This window comes from Nonomuraea sp. 3N208 (assembly GCF_052245935.1).
Classification (GTDB): domain Bacteria; phylum Actinomycetota; class Actinomycetes; order Streptosporangiales; family Streptosporangiaceae; genus Nonomuraea.
In genome coordinates this window covers 369486-391079 of sequence record NZ_JBQQBR010000006.1, presented here as the reverse complement: position 1 = coordinate 391079, position 21594 = coordinate 369486, and the positions used below count along the sequence as shown (strand labels likewise).

General features: G+C 70.8%; 20 protein-coding genes. 8 read left to right on the top strand and 12 right to left on the bottom strand.

Annotation, left to right across the window (positions count from 1 at the left end; genetic code table 11):
- The first annotated feature begins 554 nt into the window (after positions 1-554).
- Entirely contained in the window at positions 555-1073 is a 519-nt protein-coding gene (locus ACTWPT_RS11845) for a hypothetical protein (RefSeq protein WP_443177339.1), read from the top strand.
- 29 nt (positions 1074-1102) lie between these two features.
- Positions 1103-1384 (top strand): hypothetical protein, encoded by a 282-nt coding sequence (locus ACTWPT_RS11840; protein ID WP_443177338.1) that lies wholly within the window; start codon positions 1103-1105, stop codon positions 1382-1384.
- A 39-nt stretch (positions 1385-1423) separates the two neighbouring features.
- On the opposite strand, the gene ACTWPT_RS11835 is transcribed toward ACTWPT_RS11840, so the two are convergent.
- The 6 genes from ACTWPT_RS11835 to ACTWPT_RS11810 form a co-directional block, all read right to left on the bottom strand.
- Positions 1424-2107, bottom strand: a complete 684-nt coding sequence (locus ACTWPT_RS11835) for an IMP cyclohydrolase (RefSeq protein ID WP_443177337.1) — start codon at positions 2105-2107, stop codon at positions 1424-1426.
- Between the two features lie 42 nt (positions 2108-2149).
- Entirely contained in the window at positions 2150-2953 is an 804-nt protein-coding gene (locus ACTWPT_RS11830) for a class I SAM-dependent methyltransferase (protein ID WP_443177336.1), read from the bottom strand.
- A 38-nt stretch (positions 2954-2991) separates the two neighbouring features.
- A complete protein-coding gene (locus tag ACTWPT_RS11825; RefSeq protein ID WP_443177335.1) occupies positions 2992-3600 on the bottom strand; it encodes a Uma2 family endonuclease in 609 nt (202 codons plus the stop codon).
- Between the two features lie 130 nt (positions 3601-3730).
- The gene (locus ACTWPT_RS11820; protein WP_443177334.1) at positions 3731-4735 is read right to left on the bottom strand and encodes an enolase C-terminal domain-like protein; all 1005 of its coding nucleotides are present in this window, start codon (positions 4733-4735) and stop codon (positions 3731-3733) included.
- A gap of 11 nt (positions 4736-4746) precedes the next feature.
- The gene (locus ACTWPT_RS11815; protein ID WP_443177333.1) at positions 4747-6150 is read right to left on the bottom strand and encodes an MFS transporter; all 1404 of its coding nucleotides are present in this window, start codon (positions 6148-6150) and stop codon (positions 4747-4749) included.
- Between the two features lie 94 nt (positions 6151-6244).
- The gene (locus ACTWPT_RS11810; RefSeq protein WP_443177332.1) at positions 6245-6976 is read right to left on the bottom strand and encodes a TetR/AcrR family transcriptional regulator; all 732 of its coding nucleotides are present in this window, start codon (positions 6974-6976) and stop codon (positions 6245-6247) included.
- 99 nt (positions 6977-7075) lie between these two features.
- On the opposite strand from ACTWPT_RS11810, the gene ACTWPT_RS11805 reads away from it, so the two are divergent.
- Positions 7076-8521, top strand: a complete 1446-nt coding sequence (locus ACTWPT_RS11805) for an MFS transporter (RefSeq protein ID WP_443177331.1) — start codon at positions 7076-7078, stop codon at positions 8519-8521.
- 38 nt (positions 8522-8559) lie between these two features.
- On the opposite strand, the gene ACTWPT_RS11800 is transcribed toward ACTWPT_RS11805, so the two are convergent.
- The 5 genes from ACTWPT_RS11800 to ACTWPT_RS11780 are packed head-to-tail and all read right to left on the bottom strand — an operon-like array spanning position 8560 to position 15779.
- Positions 8560-9702, bottom strand: a complete 1143-nt coding sequence (locus tag ACTWPT_RS11800) for a VWA domain-containing protein (protein WP_443177355.1) — start codon at positions 9700-9702, stop codon at positions 8560-8562.
- A gap of 26 nt (positions 9703-9728) precedes the next feature.
- The gene (locus ACTWPT_RS11795; RefSeq protein ID WP_443177330.1) at positions 9729-11972 is read right to left on the bottom strand and encodes a DUF5682 family protein; all 2244 of its coding nucleotides are present in this window, start codon (positions 11970-11972) and stop codon (positions 9729-9731) included.
- A complete protein-coding gene (locus ACTWPT_RS11790) occupies positions 11969-13033 on the bottom strand; it encodes an ATP-binding protein (protein ID WP_443177329.1) in 1065 nt (354 codons plus the stop codon). Before ACTWPT_RS11790 ends, ACTWPT_RS11795 begins: the two co-directional genes overlap by 4 nt.
- Positions 13030-14382, bottom strand: coding sequence for a DUF5691 domain-containing protein (locus tag ACTWPT_RS11785; protein ID WP_443177328.1), 1353 nt, complete (start codon positions 14380-14382; stop codon positions 13030-13032). Before ACTWPT_RS11785 ends, ACTWPT_RS11790 begins: the two co-directional genes overlap by 4 nt.
- On the bottom strand, positions 14382-15779 hold the full coding sequence (locus ACTWPT_RS11780; protein ID WP_443177327.1) for an SWIM zinc finger family protein: 1398 nt from the start codon (positions 15777-15779) through the stop codon (positions 14382-14384). Before ACTWPT_RS11780 ends, ACTWPT_RS11785 begins: the two co-directional genes overlap by 1 nt.
- Before the next feature lie 32 nt (positions 15780-15811).
- Here ACTWPT_RS11780 and ACTWPT_RS11775 point away from each other — a divergent pair, with 32 nt between their 5' ends.
- The 5 genes from ACTWPT_RS11775 (at position 15812) to ACTWPT_RS11755 (ending at position 20143) form a co-directional block, all read left to right on the top strand.
- Entirely contained in the window at positions 15812-16357 is a 546-nt protein-coding gene (locus ACTWPT_RS11775; RefSeq protein WP_443177326.1) for a cupin domain-containing protein, read from the top strand.
- Positions 16358-16387: 30 nt separating this feature from the next.
- Complete coding sequence (locus ACTWPT_RS11770; protein WP_443177325.1) at positions 16388-16657, top strand: DUF1876 domain-containing protein; 270 nt, start codon at positions 16388-16390, stop codon at positions 16655-16657.
- A gap of 96 nt (positions 16658-16753) precedes the next feature.
- Positions 16754-17626 (top strand): aminoglycoside phosphotransferase family protein, encoded by an 873-nt coding sequence (locus ACTWPT_RS11765; RefSeq protein WP_443177324.1) that lies wholly within the window; start codon positions 16754-16756, stop codon positions 17624-17626.
- A gap of 44 nt (positions 17627-17670) precedes the next feature.
- Positions 17671-18543 carry a UTP--glucose-1-phosphate uridylyltransferase gene (locus tag ACTWPT_RS11760; RefSeq protein WP_443177323.1) on the top strand — a complete coding sequence of 291 codons (873 nt, stop codon included), beginning with the start codon at positions 17671-17673 and terminating at the stop codon, positions 18541-18543.
- 61 nt (positions 18544-18604) lie between these two features.
- Positions 18605-20143: an aldehyde dehydrogenase family protein gene (locus ACTWPT_RS11755; RefSeq protein ID WP_443177322.1), complete on the top strand. Its 1539-nt coding sequence runs from the start codon at positions 18605-18607 to the stop codon at positions 20141-20143.
- Between the two features lie 41 nt (positions 20144-20184).
- Here the strand turns inward: ACTWPT_RS11755 and glnII are convergent, their stop codons facing one another.
- Entirely contained in the window at positions 20185-21204 is a 1020-nt protein-coding gene (gene glnII / locus ACTWPT_RS11750) for a glutamine synthetase (protein ID WP_443177321.1), read from the bottom strand.
- Positions 21205-21594 lie beyond the last annotated feature (390 nt).

Below are 21594 nucleotides of genomic sequence, written 5' to 3'. Positions count from 1 at the left end.
CGGTGAGGGCAACGGTCTGTCCACAGGACTCGAAGATCGGTCCAGCGTCCGGGAGTGCTCACTCACCAGCGGCCACCAGGCACCGAGTCTGCCCGATCAGCGGACTCGGTGGTTCCCATTAGCGTCCCCCAGGGGGCTCCGCCCCCCTCTGGTGCCCACCCGTTGCCTGGCGAGGTAGTCGAATACCCAGCCGGCCTCTGAGGAACACATCACCATCAACCGTGCGGGTAAGACACCCGTCAAGCGCCGCTCACCCCGAGGAGCCCCTGCCTAGATCAGCCCACGCAGCTCATGAGATCTCGAATTGTTGTGCCGTCAAAAGCCATCGGACCACGTCCGCGCTCACCGATATCCCCTTCTCCCGAGGATCGTCGGGACCGCGAAACTCCTGCACTACGATCAGCGACGCCTCCCAGCCCTGGTCTCTGCCGAGACCGCACAACGGCGGAGATATACGTGAAACATGCCGACATTCTCATCCAGGGGAGACACCGTCCGCCCGGGAGCGCAGGGCAATATGGATCATGCCCGTGATCCGTGCGATGCTCGGCGGCATGACCTTACCGAGTCAGCGCACCTACGCGGTGGGATTCCTCGGCACGGCAAGCATGTTCCTCGGCGTCCTCGCGCTGTCGGCCTCCGGCGGCCAGAGCCACTATCTGGCGTTCAGCGCGTCCCTGTGCACGGGGGGTGTGGTCCTCGCCTGGCTCGGCTTCACCGGCCGCCGGGCCGGCTGGGCGGCCTGGTCTGTCACGGCGGCCCTCGGTACGGCCGGCTTGTTCCTTAGTCTGTTGGTGGTACGCGAAACCGTGTGCTGCATGTTCGGCTACCACCGCGGAATGGGCTATCCGTGGGGCTGGCTGGACAGCGGCGCCTCCGCGGAGACCATGGAGCAGATCGACGCACTGCGGGCGCATCCCTGGCGGCTGGAGAAAACGGTCGACTGGCCGAAGGTAGTACTGGACGGCCTGTTCTGGTGGCACATCGCGGTCGCGGTCACCATGCCCCTCTCCCAGGCCTCTTCACTGGTTGCGCAGTGGCGGTCCAGGCGGGAGGCGCGGATGGCATCCTAGAACGACGGCGATCACGAGGAGATCATCAAATGCCCCACAATTTCGGCACACAGCCCGCGCCCCAGCGCACCCCTCTCAGCCCGGAAGAGAAGGTCCGGGCCGAGGCGAACTTCTCCCCCTTGGTCGCCGAGCAACTCCTCGCCAACGGCCGGTTCAGGGTGTCCGCCGACACCCCGGAGATGGTGGAGCTGTTCCAGGGGGTCGCTCGCAGGGTGGGTGACCTGCTCGGGCGGCCGGTGGTCAGCTACGCCAACGGCAGGTACATCGTGATCACCTTCGGCCAGGAGGAGGCCCCCGTCCTCACCGGCTGAGGTCTCCGCTCCAGGCCGACCCAGTAGGACGTACCCGCCTCATCGTTGGTGGCGCAGGGTGGCCTCGGCGAGGCGGTGGGGCGTGAAGGTCGCCGCCGCCACCCGAAATTGCGGATCGAGTGCCTCCCATAGCTCGTCCAGCAGTTCGCCCTGGTCAGCGGCCGTGGTCAGGCCTTCGAGGAAAGGCTCTCTTGTGACGATGCGGTGGCCGTCGGAGATGTACGTGGTCATCAGCACGGCATCACCGGGGGCCAGGTCCCGGACGGAGAGGGTGAGCACGTTGGCCGATGTTCTGTCGCTGAGGCTCCGGCGGGCCGCCCCGAACCAGGCGTCCGTAGGAGAGTTCACGTCCACGATCACGGTGATCCGCGGCGTGAAGATCGGCGGGTCGGGCTCGTAGTCCAGGCCGTCCAGCGCGACGGCTGCCGACTGCCCCTCCAGCAGGCGGTCCGCGACGGTGGCCACCTGCTCGCCGTTGCCGAACACCAGCCAGCCGTCACGTTGCATGGCGGCGACGTAGTGACGCAGCGGATCATTCTCGGCTGGACCGGTCGGGCCGACGATGAGCTCCTGATCGCTCAGACGCAGGGCTCGTTCCCGCGATGCCTGGCTGCGGCCGGTCAGCAGGTAGCCGCCGCACATCGCGCCGTCGAGCGTTCTCGCCCACACCACACTCCGGCCTGGATAGCGGTTGGCCTGGAAAAGGTTACGTAGCGACGGCACGGACATCCTCATCGGCAGGGCGTTCCACTCTGACATATGTCGTCATGCGGGGCGGTGGAAGGTGGCGCGCCAGCGGTGCCGTTCCCCGTCACGCAGGTCCTCGATGGTCCCCTTCTCCAGCCCGTCCGTCGCGAACGCCGCGATCTCGGACGGGGTCAGCGGCCACGGCGGCGCGAACACCGGCCCGTCTTCCTCCCGGCCGGAGGCGATCACCAGCAACGTGCCTCCAGGCCGGACGAACTCGGCGATCCGCGCGCTGGCCGCGGCGTGCAGCTGCTCGGGCAGCGCCTGCACGGTCATGATCTCAACGACCAGGTCGAAGGCCTGCCGCCACTCCGCGGGCGGGTCCAGCAGGTCCGCGGCCTCATACCGCACCGCGCTCTCCGGAAAGCGTTCCTGCGCCAGCCGTACGGCCGACTCACTCACGTCGAACGCCACCGTCTCGTAGCCGAGCCCCGCCACGTATTCGGCGTCGTCCCCCAGCCCGACCCCCACGACCAGCGCCCGTCCCGTCCCGAGGACGCCCCACTCGGCCAGCAGGAAGTGCGGCGACCGCGAGTCCCACGGCACGATCGCGTCCCCGTTCGCCGATTCGGCGTAAAGCCGCTCGAACCAGCCCACCGGATCTCCGGAAGCCAGCGACTCGGCGGCCAGCCTGATGGCGTCCTCGTCCGGGTCTCTCCCCGTCATCCATGCCCCCAGCAGGATCCCGTACGGTTCGCCACGCTCCGCTTTCGCTGCCAGTTCTACCAGATTGACCCGATCGCCCAGCGGGCCGACCAGCTCTCGCTGGGCGAACGGGTGGGCGTGCACATATCCCTTGCGCCGCAGGGCCACGTCGAGCATCCGCGGGCCGCCCTGAACGAGTCATAGGACCGTTGCGGTCATACCTTGAAGATGGAGGTGTCCAGCTCGGAATCGACCGGGGCGGGCAGCTTGATCGGTGTTCCCATGTCCACCTTGAGGATCGTCCTATAGGTGTCGTCCTTGATGTCACTGAACACGGTGACGGCTGGAGTCTTGCTGACGGGATCGATCAACAGGTAGATCGGCACTTGACCCACCGCATAGAGGCGAACCTTCTCCTCACGATCGGTGTGTACGCTGCCGGGCGAGACCACCTCGGCAACCATCAGCACCCCGGACGACAGCAGCTCCCCCGCGCCCCACCGCGGGCAATCAGGGGGCGCGAGGACGAAGTCGGGCACGAGAGAATCTCGGGGGCCCTCGATGCAGATGTTCAGGCCGCCGGGGGCTCCACGCCATCCTCGCTCTCGGTAGACGGGGAAAAGGGCATGATCCAGTTCTACTGCCATCCAGGTGTGTTCCGGACTGCCCATCGGACTTACAAGCAGGTTCCCTTCGACGACCTCAACCCGGAGACCGGGGAGGGGGGGCAAGGCATCGAACAGCTCACGAGCGGTCTGCGGTAGGTGCGAGAAGCTCGCTTGGATTGATTCCGTGTGGTGCTCTTCTTCCACCATGGCGACCATGGAATCTTTCCCTTCGTATTCGAACGGACACGCTAAGTATTCCAGCTTTCGAGCACGCCCGCCACAGAAAACCGATAGCCGCAGCCGACGCGGGCGGTCCACTCACCCGCCAATCGACCGGGTAGGAACCCTACGCGTGGAAGGTGTCCTTAGTCAGGCGCCGCAGCCGCGTCTCGTCGACGTCGTGGCCGAGGCCGGACTGGGTCAGGGGGACGGCGATGACGCCGGCGTTGGCGCCCACGATCGGGGAGACGATCTGGTTCTGGCGGGGCGGCTGCGTCACGTCGCACGGCAGGGTGCAGCCCGGCAGGCTGGCGACGGCCACGGTCGCCGCCCTGGCCAGCCCCGCGCCCTGGCCGCCCGTGCACTGGATGTCCCAGCCCGCCGCCGCGGCGCGGTCGTGCGCCCGGCGGGCCTCGCTCAGCGACGGGAACGACGCCGGCCGCAGCAGCAGGACGCGCCCGGCCCGCAGCGTCAGGTAGTCGTCCAGCTCGGCGGTCGAGCCGACCTCGACCGCGATCGACGCGGCCACCTGGTCCTGCAGCGCGGCGTGCGCGTAGGCGTCGCCGGCGGCGAAGGGCCGCTCGATCACCTCCAGGCCGTAGGAGTCGAGCGCGACGAGCTGGCCGAGGTCGGTGTAGGAGTTGCCGCAGTCGACGGCGAGGGTCAGCGCCGGGTACGCCTGCCGCACCGCCCGCACCGGCTCCACGTCCCAGCCGGGCCTGATGTCGAGCGTGACGTGCCCGTATCCGGCGCAGACCTGCTGGTTGACCCGGGAGACGAGGCTCTCGGGCGACGGGTCGGGCGTCAGGCGCACGGTGGCCATGAGCGAAGTGCGGGTGCCGCCGATCGCCTCCGCGAGCGGCACCCCCCGCATCCTGGTCCACAGGTCCCAACAGGCCATGTCCACCGCGGCGTCGCCGCTCGGCACCGTGTCGGGGTGCTCCCAGTCGACCCCGATCAGCAGGGCGGCCAGCGTCTCCTCGAGCCTCGACCAGGTCTTGGGCTGAGGGGAGACCGCCTCGCCCCAGCCGGTCATGCCGCCCTGGTCGGTGAGCTTCACGAGCAGGGTCTCCGACCTCTTGCCGAACGGCAGGACCAGCCGGAAGACCTCAAGCTCCCGCACTCGCGGCATGTACCCCCCTTTTATGACGCGGTTACCTCCATACTGCCTGCTCGTGCCGAACGCACCAAACGCGGGGCCAGGAGGAAGGCCAGGAACGCGAGCGCGACGGTGGAGGCCAGGCCGATGGCGTAGTTCTCGGCGGTGGCGGTGAACAGGGCGCCGCTGCCCGCCACGGCCACCACGGTGAACACCGACTCCCCCACGCCCACGGCCGCGCTGTTCTGGCCTTCCTCGCCCTGCGGCGACATCTCCAGCACCAGAACGGACACCGTCGGGTGCAACGCGCCGATGCCGAGCCCGGCCACGGGCATGGCCACGTACGCGAGCGCGATCGGAACCGCGTCGATCAGCACGAGCGTCACCAGCGCGAGCCCGAGCGTGAGCAGGGCGGCGCCGCCGCGGATGGCTGTCATGTGGCTCATGCGGCCGCGGCCCTTGATCCAGGAGCCGGTGGACCAGCCGAGCGCGCCGACGGTGAGAACGACGCCCGCCCCCGTGGCGCTGAGCCCGCGCTCGTTCATCAGCATGAGCGGGATGAGCACCTGGGCCGCGGTGAGCGAGCCGAACGCGAGGCCGCGCAGCACGGGCGCGGTGGGCAGGCCGGGGGCGGCCCTGAGCGAGCCCGGCAGGAGCAGCTTGGGCAGGACCACGGCCAGCAGGACGACGCCGGCGGCGAGGAGCGGCAGGCCTGCGAGCTTCAGCGCGCTGCCGTACTGGATGAGGGCGGCGGCGACGGCGGTCAGCGAGGCCCAGACGAGCTTGCGACCGAGGCCGGGGGCCGGCTCGGCGCTGCCGCCACTCAGCTCACGGCCGGCGGTGCCGCCGCCCAGCTCACGGCCGGTGGTACCGCGCCAGAGCAGCAGCGCCGCCGGGACGACGATCAGCGAGACGCCGAGGAAGATCCATCGCCAGTCGGCGTTCTCGACCACGAAGCCGGCGATCGCGGGCCCGACCATGGACGGCACCACCCACGCGGCCGAGAACAGGGCGAACACCTTGGGATGCAGCGCGCCCGGATAGACCCGCGCGACCAGCACGTACAGCGCGACCTGGGTCGCCCCGGCCCCGAGCCCCTGCACGAACCGGCCGGCGACGAACATCTCCATGTTCGGCGCGAACCCGGCCAGCAGCAGCCCGGCCACGAAGGTCACCACGCCGGCCGCGATCGGCTCCACCGGGCCCCGCCGGTCGCTCCACCGCCCGCCCAGCACCGTCGCGATCACGCTGGCCGCCAGGGTGGCGCTGAAGGCCAGGTTGTACAGGTGCATGCCGCGCAGCTCGCGGGCCACCACGGGCATGGCCGTCGCCACCGCCATCGCCTCGAACGCGAGCAACGTCACGATCGCGACCAGCCCGAAGCTCAGCGCCCGGTACGGGGCGGACACCACGCCCGCCGTTTCCGATCTCTCAACAGTCGTCGTCATGGCGGGCACGCTATGGCCAGGCCACGGGCCGGCACATCGGGCGCGGGACCTAGACAGTCCTGGGCCATTAGCCCTACGGCATGCGGGCCGCGATCTACGGCATGCGCGCCTCGATGCCGTCCAGCAGCAGCTCCAGCCCGTAACGGAAGCGGTCCTCGCCGTCGTCGGCGATCAGCTCGTCGACGAACTTGCTCACGGTCGGGAACCGCTCCACCGGCAGCTCCCGGTAGTAGGCGGCGATCTGCCCGGCGAAGTGCTCGAAGTACTCCCTGGGGTCCGTCAGCCCGGCCGCCCGCATCCGCGCGTAGTGAACGGTGCCCTCGTAGGCGTCGCCGACGACGTACAGGGAGAGCCGGTCCATCGCCAGGGACGCCTGGCGCGGCGCCATGCCGGCCTCGATCAGGAGCCCGAAAACGAACTCGCCGATGCGGACCGAGTTCTCGCCCGTGGGGATGTTGGCCAGCGCGATCCTTGCCACGTCGGCGTGGGCGGCGAGCACGTTGTGCACCTCCATGGCGTACGCGCGTAGTTGCTCCTTCCACCGCGCCGGATCGCGTTCGGGCAGCCGGACCTCGCCGAGCACCCGGTCGTAGACGAGCTCCAGCAGCTCGTCCTTGTTGGCGACGTGCGCGTAGAGCGAGGCGGGGCCGGTGTCGAGCTCCTGGGCGACGCGTCTCATGCTGAGCGCGTCGAGCCCTTCGGCGTCCATGATCCGGAGCCCGGTCTCGACGATCAGCTCCTGGCTCAGCTGCCGCTTGGGCGGCGCCGGCGTGCGTGACTTGCGCCAGGGCGGCGCCGGCACGCTTTCTGTCCTCTCGCGATCCATACGAACAGCGTACTTGACACGAACGGCGTTCGTCACTAAAACAGTGTTCGTAACGAACAGCGTTCGCCCATAGAACACCGTTTTGACGAAGGAGTCCCCATGACGACCACCGCCTCTGTGGCGGCGACCGAGGTCCAGCCCTACCGCTGGCGCTGGGTCGCGCTCTTCGTGATCCTGGCCGCCGAGGTGATGGACTTACTCGACGCGCTCGTGACCACGATCGCCGCCCCTACCATCCAGAAGGAGCTCGGCGGCTCCGACAGCCTCGTGCAGTGGCTGGGCGCCGGCTACACGCTGGCCATGGCCGTCGGCCTGATCACCGGCGGCCGGCTCGGCGACCTGTACGGCAGGAAGCGCATGTTCCTGATCGGCGCGTTCGGCTTCACCGCCGCCTCGCTGCTGTGCGGGGTCGCGGTCAGCCCGGCGATGCTGGTCGGCAGCCGGGTGTTGCAGGGCCTGTTCGGGGCTGTGATGATCCCGCAGGGCCTGGGCCTGATCAAGGAGATGTTCCCGCCGCGCGAGCTGGGCAAGGCGTTCGGCATGTTCGGCCCGGTCATGACGATCTCGGCCGTCGGCGGTCCCGTGCTGGCCGGCTGGCTGGTCGACGCCGACTTCTTCGGCACCGGCTGGCGCATGATCTTCCTCATCAACTTGCCGATCGGCCTGGCCGCCGCGCTGGCCGCGATCCGGTTCCTGCCCGAGTTCCGCCTCTCCAACGCCACCAAGCTCGACCTCGGCGGCGTGGCGCTGGTGTCGGTGGCCGCGTTCCTGCTGATCTACCCGCTCATCCAGGGCCGCGAGCTGGGCTGGCCCGCGTGGACGTTCGCGTCGATCGCCGCCTCGATCGTCATGTTCGCGGTGTTCGGCCGCTACGAGTCCCGCCGCGTCTCGGCGGGCAAGGACCCGCTGGTCACGCCCGGGCTGTTCCGCAAGCGGGCCTTCACCGGCGGACTGGTCGCCGGACTGGCGTTCTTCTCCGGCATGATGGGCTTCGGCCTGGTCTTCAGCCTCTACACGCAGATGGGACTCGGGTTCACGCCGCTGCAGGCCGGGCTGGCCGGGCTGCCGCAGGCGGTGGGCGGCGTGCTCGGCTTCGGCCTGGCGATGTCCGGCCTGCAGGAGAAGCTCGGCCGGGGCCTGCTGCAGATCGGCGCCGTCGTCATGGCGGCCGGTGCGGCCGTGCTCGCCCTGACCATCCACCTGGCCGGCGTCGACGTCACCGGCTGGCAGCTGGCCCCCGGTCTCGGCCTCGTCGGCATCGGGATGGGCCTGACCATGGCGCCGTTCTTCGACATCGTGCTCGCCGGCGTCGAGCCGCACGAGTCCGGCTCGGCCTCCGGCACGCTGACCGCGATCCAGCAGCTGGGCGGCGCGCTCGGCACCGCCGTGCTGGGGACGTTGTTCTTCAACCTGCTCGCCAGCGAGTGGAGCTTCGGAGCGGCGATGCAGGTCACGGTGTGGGTCGAGGTCGGGCTGCTGGTGCTGACGCTCCTCCTGTCGTTCCTGCTGCCCCGCCGGGCCCGGCCAGAACAGGCCGCCCACTGAGCGTCACGAGACCGCGGCCCCGATGCGGGGCCGCGGTCTCACGCGTTCATGTGCCGCTCGGCCCACTGCGCGATGTCCCGCCGCTCGATGGCCGCCGCCATCAGGTCGGGGAACGCGTCCGGCGTGCACGCGAAGGCGGGCACCCCCATCGCCGCCAGCGCGGCGGCGTTGTCGTGGTCGTAGAACGGCGCGCCCTCGTCGGACAACGCAAGCAGCACGATCACCTGCACACCGGCCTGCGTCATCGCGGCCACCCTGCGTAGCATCTCCTGCCGGACGCCGCCCTCGTACAGGTCGCTGATCAGGATGAAGATCGAGTTGGCCGGCCTCGTGACGAGCCCCTGGCAATAGGCGATGGCCCGGTTGATGTCGGTGCCACCGCCGAGCTGGGTGCCGAACAGCAGCTCGACCGGATCGTGCAGCCGCTCGGTGAGATCCACCACCGCCGTGTCGAATACCACCAGCGACGTCTTGAGCGAGCGCATCGACGCCAGCACCGCCCCGAACACGCTCGAATACACCACCGAGGCCGCCATCGACCCGCTCTGGTCGATGCACAGGACCACCTCGCGCTGCACCGACCGCTGCCTGCGGGCATAGCCGACGAGCCGCGACGGGACGACGGTGTTGCGCTCCGGAAGGTAGTTCTTGAGGTTCGCCCTGATCGTCCGGTCCCAGTCGATGTCGGCCACCCGCTTGGGCCGGTGCGTCCTGGCCGCGCGGTCGAGCGCGCCCGTCACGGCCGCCCTGGTCTTCTGCGCGAGCCTGCGCTCGAGCTCCGCCACCACCCTGCGCACCACCGCCCTGGCCGACTCCCGAGCCTGGTCGGGCATGACCTTGTTGAGCGCGAGCAGAGTGCCGACCAGATGCACGTCCGGTTCCACCGCCTCGAGCATCTCCGGCTCCAGCAGGAGCCTGGTGAGGTTCAGCTTCTCGATCGCGTCCTTCTGCATGACCTGGACGACCGTGGAGGGAAAGTACGTCCTGATGTCGCCCAGCCAGCGCGCCACCCGCGGCGCCGACGCGCCCAGCCCTCCCTCCCTGCCGCCCTCGTCGTAGACCGCGGCCAGAGCCGAGTCCATCTGCAGGTCGGCGCCCTGCAGGCCGACCCCGGTGCCGTCCGCGTCGCCACCGCCCAGCACCAGCCGCCACCGCCGCATCCGCTCACCGGCCGCGCCCATCCCGTCGGATTGTTCCAGCGATGCGCTCATCCACCCGCCTCCCTGCCGGACGTGCTCCCGATGATCGTCAGCACGGTGGCGACGGCCGCCGCGGCGCGCCGCTCGTCCACGTCCTGCTCCCCTTCCGCTTCCACCTGCCCGGCCGAGCGGACGCGCTCGCCGATGGCCCGGCGCTCCGGTACGGCGAAGCTCCCGAACGTACGGCGCAACAGCGGCAGCACGTCGGTGAACTGGTCATCGGACAGCCCGGTGAGCCAGCCGTCGACCAGGGCCAGCAGCCGCTGGTCGTGCACCAGCAGCAGCCCGCCCCCTGCCAGGAATCCCTCGACCCAGGCCGCCGCCCTGGCCGGCGTCTGGCCCCGGGACATGGCCCTGGACATGCGGTCACCGGCGTCCTGGAGCTCGCCCGAGTCCAGCAGGATCCTGGTCAGCCGGCCTTCGATGAGCCCGTGCAGGTCCTGCCGGTCGCTGATCCCGCGCAGCGTGACCAGCCACCGGCTCCGCGGCGCCGCCCCGGTTTCACCGCCCTCGGATGACACGCCTTCAACGGCAGGCGGGGCCGTCTCGGCGGGTGGAGGCGGGTCGGGGAGGAGGGCGACGGCGGCGTGTACCGCGTCCACGTGCTTGAGCAGGTCGGCCGCCGCGTCGTCGTCCAGCCCGGCCACCGCCACCGGCAGCCCGACGCAGATCCGGTCCAGCATCGAGCGCACGATCACCGCCAGTCCCTCGGCCGAGGTGCCGCGCACGTCGCCGTACCGGTGGGCACGCACCATCGCGGGCAGGGCCGCCATCAGGTGCGTGACGTCGGTGTCCAGCGCCGCCTTGGCCGACAGCGCCGCCAGCACCTCGGGCAGCGCCGCTGACAGCTCGGCCAGCAGGCACTGCTCGACCAGCGACGTCAGATCCGCCAGCGCCGCCACCGGCGCGCCCGCCAGGTCCCTGGCCCGCTGCGCGGCGGCGGCCCCCACGGTGGTGCCGAGGGCGGCGTGCTCGATGAGGGCGAGGTCGTGCTCCGGCCGCCACTGCAGTGTCCACGTCTCCCTGAACGTCCCCTTGCCGCGCGCCTGTCCCGGTGTGCCCCAGCCGACGCCGAGCAGCCGCAACCGGTGCAGCAGGTGGCTGCGATCGAGGTCGAGGGGCTTGCGCAGGTCGAGGTCGATCTCGCGGTCGAGCGCCTCCGGCTTGAGTTTCAATCGCCGCTGCTGCTCGCGCAGGTCACGCTGGAGCGGCACCATCGGCGTGCCGTCGGAGACGTGTCCCAGCCGGTCGCCCACGACCATGCGCCGCTGGATCAGCTCCACGGCCAGGTCGTCGCCTTCGCACAGCACGGCCCTGGCCGCCTCGGTGACCTCGCTCAACCCCGCCAGCGGGCGGCCGCGCAGCGCGGCGAGGCCGGCGGCGAGGCGTACGGACTCGATGACGTGCGCGGACGACACCGCCAGCCCTTCGTCGCGGAGCACCGCGGCGGCCGCGGCCAGCCATCGCTCCACGGGCCGGTCGGGCGCGGTGAACAGGTGGTGGTACCAGCCCGGCGAGGTGATGCCCGCGCCGTAGCCGCTCCACGAGGCCAGCCGCCCGTACGTCCACGGCACCCAGGTCAGCTCGGCCTTCACCTTCGGCAGCCCACGCAGGAGCGCGTTGTCCGCCGTCGCGGGCGGCAGCGGCCCGGCCAGCGCCGGAACGTGCCAGGCCCCGCAGACCACCGCGATCTTGCCGTAGCCCTGCTTGAGCGCCGCGCGGAGGGTCTTGCGCATGTGCGCCTCGCGCCTGGCCTCCCCTTCGTCCGGCTCGTAGCCCTCGCGTACGGCGGCCATGGCCTCGGCGATCACCTCGAAGGGTGTGTCGCCGCGGTGCTCGACGACGTCCTCCCACCAGCGTTCGGGATCGTCGTATCCGGCGGCCGTGGCGAGCGAGCCGATCGGGTCGGCGCGCAAAGCGGATATTTCCCGATCCCGGTCATCGGCCAGCGAGTGGGCCGCAGGCAGGTCGCAGAAGCGTACGGGGACGCCGGCAGAGGTGCCGTACAGGATGGCCTGCCATTCCGGCGAGAACCCGGCGAACGGCCAGAAAGCGGCATTGGCGGGTGCGCCCGGCACGTGCGCGAGCAGCGCGACAGGCGGCTCCAGCTCCTGGGCGAGCGGGATGAGCGGGTCGGCCTCGGGCGGGCCCTCGATGAGGATCACGTCGGGGCGCAGGCGCTCCAGCTCCACCCGGACGGCCCGTGCCGAGCCCGGCCCGTGGTGCCGCACGCCCAGAACATGAACACTCATGAGACCTCGCGGCACGCGCGGTAGAAGTCGCGCCAGTCGGAACGCTCCCTGACCACGGTCTCCAGGTATTCGCGCCACACCACCCGATCCGACACCGGCTCCTGCACCACCGCGCCCACGATGCCGGCGGCCACGTCGGACGGGCGCAGGACGCCGTCGCCGAAGTGGGCGGCCAGTGCGATGCCGTTGGTGAGGACCGAGATCGCCTCGGCCGTGGACAGGGTCCCGCTGGGCGACTTCACCTTGGTCCTGCCGTCCTCGGTGACGCCCGTACGCAGCTCGCGGAACACCGTCACGACCCGCCGGATCTCCTCCAGGCCGGTCGTGGTCTCGGGCAGCTCCAGCGCCCGGCCGAGCTGGGTGACGCGGCGGGCCACGATGTCCACCTCCTCCTCGGCGGTGGCGGGGACGGGCAGCACCACGGTGTTGAAGCGGCGGCGCAGCGCGCTGGACAGCTCGTTGACGCCCCGGTCGCGGTCGTTGGCGGTGGCGATGACGTTGAAGCCGCGCTCGGCCTGCACCTCCCGGTTGAGCTCGGGAATCGGCAGCGTCTTCTCCGACAGGACGGTGATCAGCGCGTCCTGGACGTCCGACGGCATGCGGGTCAGCTCCTCGACCCTGGCGATGCGGCCCTCGGCCATCGCCCGCATCACCGGCGACGGGGTCAGCGCCTCGAACGAGGGGCCCTCGGCCAGCAGTCTGGCGTAGTTCCAGCCGTACCTGATGGCCTCTTCCGCGGTGCCGGCGGTCCCCTGCACGAGCAGCGTCGAGTCGCCGCTGATGGCGGCGGCCAGGTGCTCGGACAGCCACGTCTTGGCCGTGCCGGGCACGCCGAGCAGCAGCAGCGCGCGATCGGTGGCCAGCGTGGCGACGGCCACCTCGACGATGCGGCGCGCGCCGACGTATTTGGGGCTGACGCGGTCGCCGTCGCCCAGGATGTAGGTGGTGACGGCCCACGGCGACAGCTTCCATCCCGGCGGTCTGAGCCGGTCGTCGTCCTTGGCCAGGAGGGCCAGCTCCTCGGCGTACTGGTCCTCCGCGTGCGGGCGCAGAACGGTCATGCGGTCTCCTTCAATTCCCTGTACATGTCGGTACGGAACCGCAGCAGCGCGGCGACCTGCTGGATGGACTCGACCGGCGAGTAGCTCTCGGCCAGCGGGAACAGGGCCGGGTCGATGTGCTCGCCGGCCAGCTTGACCAGCTCGCCGAGGTTCCACGGCTGCGTGGTGGCCACCTTCACGATCTTGCGGAGAACGGCGGTGGCCAGCCCTTCGCGCCAGTGGGACGACACGCCGCCGAGGACCATGATGAGCTGGCTGTCCAGGTCGTGCGTGCGGACGAAATCGGCGGCGAGCTCCTGCTGCTCCTCCGGCGGGAGGGACTCCAGGAGGTCCGCGATCGGGTCCCACCCGAACATCGCGCGCGCCCACTCCGGGTCCTTCTGCAGCACGGCGGCGCGTACCCAGGCGGCCTTCACGTCGGCGTCCCAGTCCGGGATCCTCATCCGGAGCAACCGGGCGGGCGGGTGGCCCCACACCGTGAGCGGCGCGCGGGCGATGACCTGCTGGAGCCACCAGGCCCGCTCGCCGAGGCCTCTGGGCGGTTTGGGCCGGACGCCGTCGCGTTCCATGGCCTTGTCGCACTCGCGGGGGGTCTCGATGGCGATGACGTTGCCGGCGATGGTGACGCATGCCCGCACCCGCTCGGCCATCCGCTGGGACAGGCGCGAGCCGGGGAGGCGGGCGAGCAGGTTGGCGGCGGCCTGGCGCACCTCTCTGCGGCGGTCGTCCAGCGCCGACTCCAGGAACGGCTCGTCGGCCATGCTCAGCCCGTCGGCCAGCAGGTCCACGAACTCGGCGCGGTCGTCGGGCGTCTCACGCTCCCACGTGCTCTCCAGCAGCCGCCTGGCCTGGGCGGGGTCCGCCGCTCTGAGCTCGCGCAGGTGTGCCCGCCGATCGGCCGCGCCGCCCAGCTCCCACGTCTCCCCGGTCGGCTCCTCCAGCAGGTACGCCCACCCGGGGTTCTGCCCGGCCAGCCACCTGCCGCGTTGCCCGGCCAGCACGCCGAGGTGGATCCGGATCGAGCGGTCGCGGCGGCCGCGTTCGAGCAGCTCGGGCAGCACGTAAGGAGGCACCCGCCGACCGGTCCCGGCCGCCGCGGCCAGCCATTCGGGCAGCAGCCTCTCGTGCTCGCCACCCATGATCCTGACCAGGCGCTCGGCCGCCCGCCTGGCGACGGCGGGGCGCTCCTCCTCGGGCGCGGGCGGCGCCACCTCGCTCAGGCGCCGGAGCCCTCGCCCGGCCCGCCGCCTGGCCACCGCGACGGCCGCGTCCTCCAGCAGCACGCCGTGGTACGGCCTGCGGTCAGTGCCCACGAGCGCCGCCGACGCCAGCTTCTCCCACGTGCTCATCAAAGGATCACCGCCGTTCCTTCGTCGTCCCAGGTGGTCAGGGGGCGCAGGCCTTGTGGAGTCCACTCGGCGACGACCGTGAGCGGGTGTCCACCCGAGACGGCGATCAACCGCCATGGGTCACGGGACCTGGGGTGCAGCGGAAGGCCCCCGAGCGAGGTCCGCTCGGGCACCACCCGTGCGAGCACGAGCGGCCAGGACTCGGTCCACGGATCCTCGGCCAGCGCCCCTGCGACCTCATCGAGCGCCTTCTCCGGCGACATGCCAGGAGGAACGGCGGCCTCAGAAGCGGCGCCATGAGCTGCGAGGGTGCCGTGGCGGGTGGCGACCAGGCCGCGCAAGGGGGCCGCGCCCGGGTAGAAGGTCACGTCGGCGTCGATGGTGGTGCCGGTGACCAGGGAAGCGTCCAAGGGCTGGCCCTGCGGGGCGAAGGACAGGATCAGCGCCGGCCGGCCGGTGCGGCGGCCGCGGAGCCAGACGCGGCGGGCCGTCAGCCGGTCCTGCATCTCGTCGCGCCCGCCCAGCACGTCCCACTGGTCGCGTACCGCGGGCCCGGCCAGCACCTCTTCCCTCGTGATCGGAAAGCCGGTGCGGATGAGGACGGTCTGGGCCAGCGGGCCGGGCAGCTCGGCTCGCCGCCGGTAGGCGACGGCGAGCAGATTGATCAGGGCGTATTCCTCTAGGAGCCGCCCCGGCCAATCGTCCTCCGCCCGCACCCGGGCAAGGCGGGAGACGATGCCCGCGACCCCGGGCGCCTGGGCGTCGATGAGGCGCTTGGCCAGGCCGTCCCAGTCGTGCTCGGCAGCCCCCGCCAAGCCCTGCCGCACCTGGTCGGCCAGCCATCGCTCCACTTCGGCCAGCCCGGACGCGACCCGCGCGTGGCGCGGCGACTCCGCGCCCGAGGCGCCCGGCCCTGCGGCAGCCTGCCCATCGGCCGGAGTGGAGCCGGCGGGCTTGGCACGGGCGGCATCGAGGCGGGCCGCCGCCTTGGCCGCGCGGTCCGCCCGCGCCTCCTGCCACTCCGTCACCCACTGCGGCGCCACCTGCGTGTCCGGTACCCCGTCGGCGGACCACATGAGCAGCAGCCCGAGCGCATGCTTGCAGGGGAACTTCCGGCTCGGGCAGCTGCACCGGTACGCGGGCTCGGTCAGGTCGACGCACGCCAGGTAGGGCTTGGCCCCGCTGCCCTTGCACTCGCCGTACACGACCGTGCCCGTCGTGCCGCGCGACGACCACTTCCCTGGCGCCGCGATCCCCTGGGCAGCCTTCTGGGAGGAGGCGTCAGGGGCGAGGGCGAGCACCTGATCCCGGCTCCACCGTTCGATCACCTGCTGCAGACTAGCCAGCCCGACCGACATTTCGCCGCGAGTCGTGGAGATCACCGGACGGGTTGCCATCGTTCCCGATCTCTATCCCTAGAATCGGCCGAGTGGAGTTGAAGATCTATCCCGACGGCCCGTCGATCCAGGTGCCCGACGAGGCCGCGGCCCTGGCCAGCCCTCTGGAGGGGCAACTCGTCCTCGACGGCACCCGCTTCCTGCGCCGCGACGTCACGGGTGCCCCGGTCGCGTTTGTCGAACGCCCGCCCGTCGCCGCCGCCCTCGATCTGCTCCCCCACCCGGAAGGCGGCTGGTTCAGGGAGACGTGGCGCTCGGCGGTGACGTTCCAGCCGGACGGGTACGACGGGCCGCGGGCCAGCGCCACCGGCATCTACTTCCTGCTGAACCCGGGCGAGGAGTCGGTGCCGCACATGGTCAGGTCGGACGAGGTGTGGTTGTGGCACCGCGGCGGCCCACTCAGCCTGACGATCGGCGACGCCACGATCATGCTGGGCCCGCACGTGGAGGACGGACAGGTGCCGCAGGCGGTCGTCCCCGGCGGGATATGGCAGTCGGCCCGCCCGGCAGGCGACGAGCCCGTCCTGGTGAGCTGCATCGTGTCCCCGGGCTTCGATTTTGCCGATTTCACCGCATGACCGGGGGGCCGTAGGGAAGCGCGTGTGGCCATGGAAGCAAAAGAATGGAACGTGCGCATCCTGCTGACCGAGGACGGCGACGACACAGCGGCGCGGGCGGCGCTCACCACCGACGACGACACCGTCATCACGGGCAACGGGCGTGCCAGGCGCAACCCGTCCGACCCATCGGTGCCCGAGATCGGGGACGAGCTGGCGGCCTCACGCGCCCTGGCCGACCTGGCCGAACGGCTGGCGGTCATCACCCAGCGGGACATCGCGAGCTCTGCGGACTCTCCCGCCCCGAGCCGCTCTTGGTGAGCACGTTCCCGCCCCCGGCGCCGGGTCGCCGAGCTCATCCTGCTCAACGAATAACGAGTTGACGGGCGACCTGCAGGAACGCTGGTATGGCGGTCCATGGGCAAGATGCACGACGACGAGGTGGAGACCGACGAGACCCTCGTCCGCCGGTTGGTGGGCGCGCAGTTCCCGCATTGGGCGGACCTGCCGATCGAGCGCTTCCCCTCGCCGGGCACGGTCAACGCCGTCTACCGGCTCGGCGACGACCTGTCCGTACGGCTCCCCCTCGTCGAGTGGGGCGTGGGCGACGTGGAGAAGGAGCAGCGCTGGCTGCCGCGGCTGGCCCCGCTGCTGCCGGTCGCCATTCCTGAGGTGCTCGGCGCGGGCGTACCCGGTGCGGGCTTCCCGTGGCCGTGGTCGGTGTGCCGATGGCTGCCCGGCGCCAACCCCGAGAGCGCGGACGAGCCCCTCGCCAACGATCTGGCGGCGTTCGTGGCCGCGTTCCGGCAGGTGGATCTGCCGGACGGTCCGACAGCGTACCGGGCAGGGCCGCTCAGCAAGCTGGACAAGGCGACCCGGCACGCGATCGGCGAGCTGGACGGGCTGATCGACACGACTGCGGCGACGGCCATCTGGGACGCGGCAGTACGCACGCCGGAGTGGGCGGGCCCGCCCGTGTGGACGCACTCCGACCTGATGCCAGGCAACCTGCTGGTCGAGAACGGCCGGCTCACCGGCGTGATCGACTTCGCCACGGCCGGCGTAGGCGACCCGGCCTGTGACCTGATCCTCGCGTGGAACCTGCTCACACCGGACGCCAGAGACGTCTTCCGCGCCGGTCTCGACGTGGACGACGACACCTGGGCGCGGGGCCGTGGCTGGGCGCTGTCCATGGCGGTCGGCCAGCTCGACTACTACCAGCACACGAACCAGGCGATGGCGTCCAACGCGCGGCACACGATCCATGCGGTGATCGCCGAAACCGCCTGAGGTAACGTCGGCACTCTCCCATCACGTCGATCAAGGAGTGTCGCATGGTCCGCAAGGCCGTGATCCCGGTGGCCGGCCTGGGCACCCGGCTGCTGCCCCTGACGAAGGCCCTGCCGAAGGAGATGCTGCCCATCGGCGACAAACCCGTCATCGAGCACACCATCCGCGAACTCGTGGACTCCGGCATTGACGAGATCACCATCGTCACCTCGGCCCGCAAGGACCTCGTGCAGCGGCACTTCGCGCCGGACGCCGACCTGGAGCTGCAGCTGCGCGCCGCCGGCAAGGACGACCTGGCCGATGCGGTGGCGGAGCTGTCGTCGCTGGCCCACATCACGTACCTGTACCAGAACGGCCCCTACGGCAACGGCACGCCCGTGCTCAACGCCGCTCGCGTCATCGGCGACGAGCCGTTCATGGTGCTCTGGGCCGACGACGTGTTCGTGGCCGAGGTGCCGCGGGCCAAGCAGCTCAAGAGCGCGTACGAGGCCACGAAGGCCCCGGTCCTGGCCCTGATGCCGATGGCGGTCGAGGACGCCTCCCGCTACGGCGTGCCCGTCGTCGAGGAGGACCTGGGCGGCGGCCGGTTGCGGATCTCGGGCCTGGTGGAGAAGCCGTCCCCAGAGCAGGCCCCGTCCCGGTACGCCGCCATCGGCGGCTACGTCGTCACGCCCGGCGTCGTCGAAGAGCTGGAGGCCGCGACACGCAGGTGGCACGAGAAACCCGAAGGCGAGGTCTACCTCACCGACGCCCTGCACCGCCACGCCGCCGGCAACCCGGTGTTCGGGCAGGTCATCGACGGCACCTGGTGGGACACGGGCTCGCCGCTCAACTACCTCAAGGCGCAGTTCGCCGCGGCCCTCGCCGATCCGGCCTACGGCCCGGAGCTGCGTAGGCTGGCCATGGAGAGCGGCTGAAAGTTGGGTTTCTTGCGGCGGGATGATTGTCTGTCCCGGAGAACCTATGAGGAGGGCCCCGGTGAGCCGACAAATCGTTTCCATCGTGGGCGGCAAGGACGCCGCCGCCACGACCACGTACGAATCGACCAACCCCGCCCGGCCGCGCGAGGTCGTGGCACGGGTCGGCATGGCCGACGCCGTCGCCTTCGCCGCCGCCTGCCGCACCGCCAAGGAGGCCCAGCGCGAGTGGGCCAGGGTGCCCGCCCCCGTGCGCGGCCGGGTCATCGCCTCCATCGGGCGGCTGGTCGAGGCCAACACCGAGCGGCTGGCCAGGCTGGTGACCGAGGAGATCGGCAAGCCGTACGCCGAGGCGCTGGGCGAGGTCCGGGAGATCGTGGACACCTGCGACTTCTTCCTCGGCGAGGGCCGCAGGCTCTATGGGCAGACGGTGCCGTCGGAGATGCCGGACAAGAACCTCTTCACCTTCCGCAACCCGGTCGGCGTGGCGGCGGTCGTCACCGCGGGCAACTTCCCCGTCGCCGTGCCGTCGTGGTACCTGGTGCCGGCCCTGCTGTGCGGCAACGCCGTCGTCTGGAAGCCCGCCGAATACGCCGCCGCCTCCGCGCACGCCATGTTCCAGCTCTTCGTGGCGGCCGGGCTGCCCGACGGCGTGCTGAACGTCGTCTTCGCCGACGGCGCCGAGACCTTCCGCGGCCTGGAACTGGCCCTGGAGGAGGGCAGCGTGAACAAGGTCGGCTTCACCGGCTCCAGCGAGGTGGGCAAGAAGATCGGCGAGCTGACCGGGCGGCACCTCCAGTCGGCCTGCCTGGAGCTGGGCGGCAAGAACCCGATGGTGATCATGCCGGACGCCGACCTGGACCTGGCCGTCGAGGGCGCGTTGTTCTCCGGCTTCGGCACCGCCGGCCAGCGCTGCACCAGCCTCGGCACGGTCATCGTGCACGAGAGCGTGCACGACGAGTTCGTCGAGCGGTTCGCGCGGGCGGTGGGTGCGGCCAGGGTGGGCGACCCCACGCAGGACGTGCTGGCCGGCCCGCTGCTGGACCAGAAGTTCGCCGACCGGTACGAGGAGTACTTGGCCTGGATCCAGCCCCACCACAAGGTCGTGTCCGGAAATACCGGAAAAATCACTAGGGACAACCCGCGAGGCGACTTCGACGGTGAGGGCGGCCTCTACTACCACCCGGTCGTCGTGGACGGCGTCAAGCCCGGCGACCGCCTCTTCATGGAGGAGACGTTCGGCCCGATCGTGGGCGTGACCACGTTCGGGACCCTGGACGAGGCCGTCGACCTGGCCAACCTGCCCGGCTACGGCCTGTCGAGCTCGATCTACACCACGAACCCGAAGAACGCCTTCCACTTCCGCGAGGGCATCTCGGCCGGCATGGTCAGCGTCAACAACTCCACCTCGGGCGCGGAGGCGCACCTGCCGTTCGGCGGCAACGGCAAGTCCGGCAACGGCAGCCGCCAGTCGGGCGTGTGGGTGCTCGACCAGTTCACCCGCTGGCAGGCCATGAACTGGGACCACTCCGGCCGCCTGCAGAAGGCGCAGATGGACGTCGCGGAGATCGTTCCGGACCTCGGCTTCCGCCTCTCATGACGAAAGGGGGCCCCGTGGGGCCCCCTTGGTCACAGCAGCGGTCAGACCTGGCCGGCCTTCTCCAGGGCGGAGCAGCAGGTGTTCACCAGCAGGCGGGTGACGACGTACGGGTCCATGTTGGCGTTCGGGCGGCGGTCCTCGATGTAGCCCTTCTTGTCCACCTCGACCTGCCAGGGGATACGCACGGAGGCGCCGCGGTCGGAGACGCCGTAGCTGTACTTGTTCCACGGGGCGGTCTCGTGAGCGCCGGTCAGGCGGGCCTCGACGCCGGCGCCGTACTGGGAGATGTGCTCCAACGGCTTGTCACCCTCGCCGAGCGACTCACAGGCGGTGATGATGGCTTCGTAGCCCTCGCGCATGGCCTTCGTGGAGAAGTTGGTGTGCGCGCCGGCGCCGTTCCAGTCGCCGCGGGCGGGCTTGGGGTCGAGCGTGGCCTCCACGCCGAACTCCTCGGCGGTGCGGTAGAGCAGCCAGCGGGCCACCCACATGTGGTCGGCGACCTCGACGGGGCCGGCCGGGCCGACCTGGAATTCCCACTGGCCGGGCATGACCTCGGCATTGATGCCGGAGATCTTCAGGCCGGCGGCGAGGCAGCGGTCGAGGTGGAGCTCGACGATGTCGCGGCCGAAGATGGCGTCGGCGCCGACACCGCAGTAGTACGGGCCCTGCGGGGCGGGGAAGCCACCCTCGGGGAAGCCGAGCGGGCGGCTGCCCTTGAAGAAGGTGTACTCCTGCTCGATGCCGAACCAGGATTCCTGGTCGGCGAACTGCTCGGCGATCGGGCGCAGCAGGGCGCGGGTGTTGCTGACGTGCGGGTCGCCGTTGATCTCCTCGACCTCGGACAGGACGAGGACGTTGTCCCCGCCGCGGATCGGGTCGGGACAGACGAACACCGGGCGGAGCACGCGGTCCGACGAGTGCCCCTCGGCCTGGTTGGTGCTGGAGCCGTCGAAGCCCCACACCGGAGGCTCAGCCCCGTCGGCAAGGATCTTGGTCTTCGAGCGCAGCAGAGCCGTGGGCTCGGTGCCGTCGATCCAGATGTACTCAGCCTTGTAGCTCACGGCGGTCCTTTCAGGGTTCCTTCAGCCACGCCGAGTCTTATGGACAGCCGTTTCCCGGTTTTTGCCCGCATGTGAACGCCGTGTTAATCAGCGAAGGTTTTACCAAGCCAAACGCCTGTGCCCGTCATGAAGCCGTCACGATGCCGTCGCCTTCCATGGTCAGCACGGGTTCGGCCCGCCCGCGCCGCAGTCGGGCCCGTTGGGGTAGTGCAGGCGCGGGGTGACCTCAAGCATACGTTCCAGGACCTGCTCCCCCTCGGCGTCCTGCAGTGCCGGCCGCACCCGCACCGGCCAGGGTGCCGGCGGCCCTGCAGACCCGATCGGCCGAGCAGCAGGTGAGCAGGGCGCACGCCAGGGCGAGCCAGACGAGCCGATGCATGACCCGTAAGA

Bases quoted from the DNA above. Each gene is read 5' to 3' on its own strand.
- ACTWPT_RS11785 (WP_443177328.1), bottom strand. From the start codon at position 14,382: ATGAGCACGTGGGAGAAGCTGGCGTCGGCGGCGCTCGTGGGCACTGAC.
- ACTWPT_RS11765 (WP_443177324.1), top strand. From the start codon at position 16,754: ATGGGCAAGATGCACGACGACGAGGTGGAGACCGACGAGACCCTCGTC.
- ACTWPT_RS11840 (WP_443177338.1), top strand. From the start codon at position 1,103: ATGCCCCACAATTTCGGCACACAGCCCGCGCCCCAGCGCACCCCTCTC.
- ACTWPT_RS11820 (WP_443177334.1), bottom strand. From the start codon at position 4,735: ATGCCGCGAGTGCGGGAGCTTGAGGTCTTCCGGCTGGTCCTGCCGTTC.
- ACTWPT_RS11830 (WP_443177336.1), bottom strand. From the start codon at position 2,953: ATGCTCGACGTGGCCCTGCGGCGCAAGGGATATGTGCACGCCCACCCG.
- ACTWPT_RS11780 (WP_443177327.1), bottom strand. From the start codon at position 15,779: ATGGCAACCCGTCCGGTGATCTCCACGACTCGCGGCGAAATGTCGGTC.
- ACTWPT_RS11770 (WP_443177325.1), top strand. From the start codon at position 16,388: ATGGAAGCAAAAGAATGGAACGTGCGCATCCTGCTGACCGAGGACGGC.
- ACTWPT_RS11815 (WP_443177333.1), bottom strand. From the start codon at position 6,150: ATGACGACGACTGTTGAGAGATCGGAAACGGCGGGCGTGGTGTCCGCC.
- ACTWPT_RS11805 (WP_443177331.1), top strand. From the start codon at position 7,076: ATGACGACCACCGCCTCTGTGGCGGCGACCGAGGTCCAGCCCTACCGC.
- ACTWPT_RS11825 (WP_443177335.1), bottom strand. From the start codon at position 3,600: ATGGTCGCCATGGTGGAAGAAGAGCACCACACGGAATCAATCCAAGCG.
- ACTWPT_RS11790 (WP_443177329.1), bottom strand. From the start codon at position 13,033: ATGACCGTTCTGCGCCCGCACGCGGAGGACCAGTACGCCGAGGAGCTG.
- ACTWPT_RS11810 (WP_443177332.1), bottom strand. From the start codon at position 6,976: ATGGATCGCGAGAGGACAGAAAGCGTGCCGGCGCCGCCCTGGCGCAAG.
- ACTWPT_RS11795 (WP_443177330.1), bottom strand. From the start codon at position 11,972: ATGAGTGTTCATGTTCTGGGCGTGCGGCACCACGGGCCGGGCTCGGCA.
- ACTWPT_RS11800 (WP_443177355.1), bottom strand. From the start codon at position 9,702: ATGGGCGCGGCCGGTGAGCGGATGCGGCGGTGGCGGCTGGTGCTGGGC.
- ACTWPT_RS11845 (WP_443177339.1), top strand. From the start codon at position 555: ATGACCTTACCGAGTCAGCGCACCTACGCGGTGGGATTCCTCGGCACG.
- ACTWPT_RS11760 (WP_443177323.1), top strand. From the start codon at position 17,671: ATGGTCCGCAAGGCCGTGATCCCGGTGGCCGGCCTGGGCACCCGGCTG.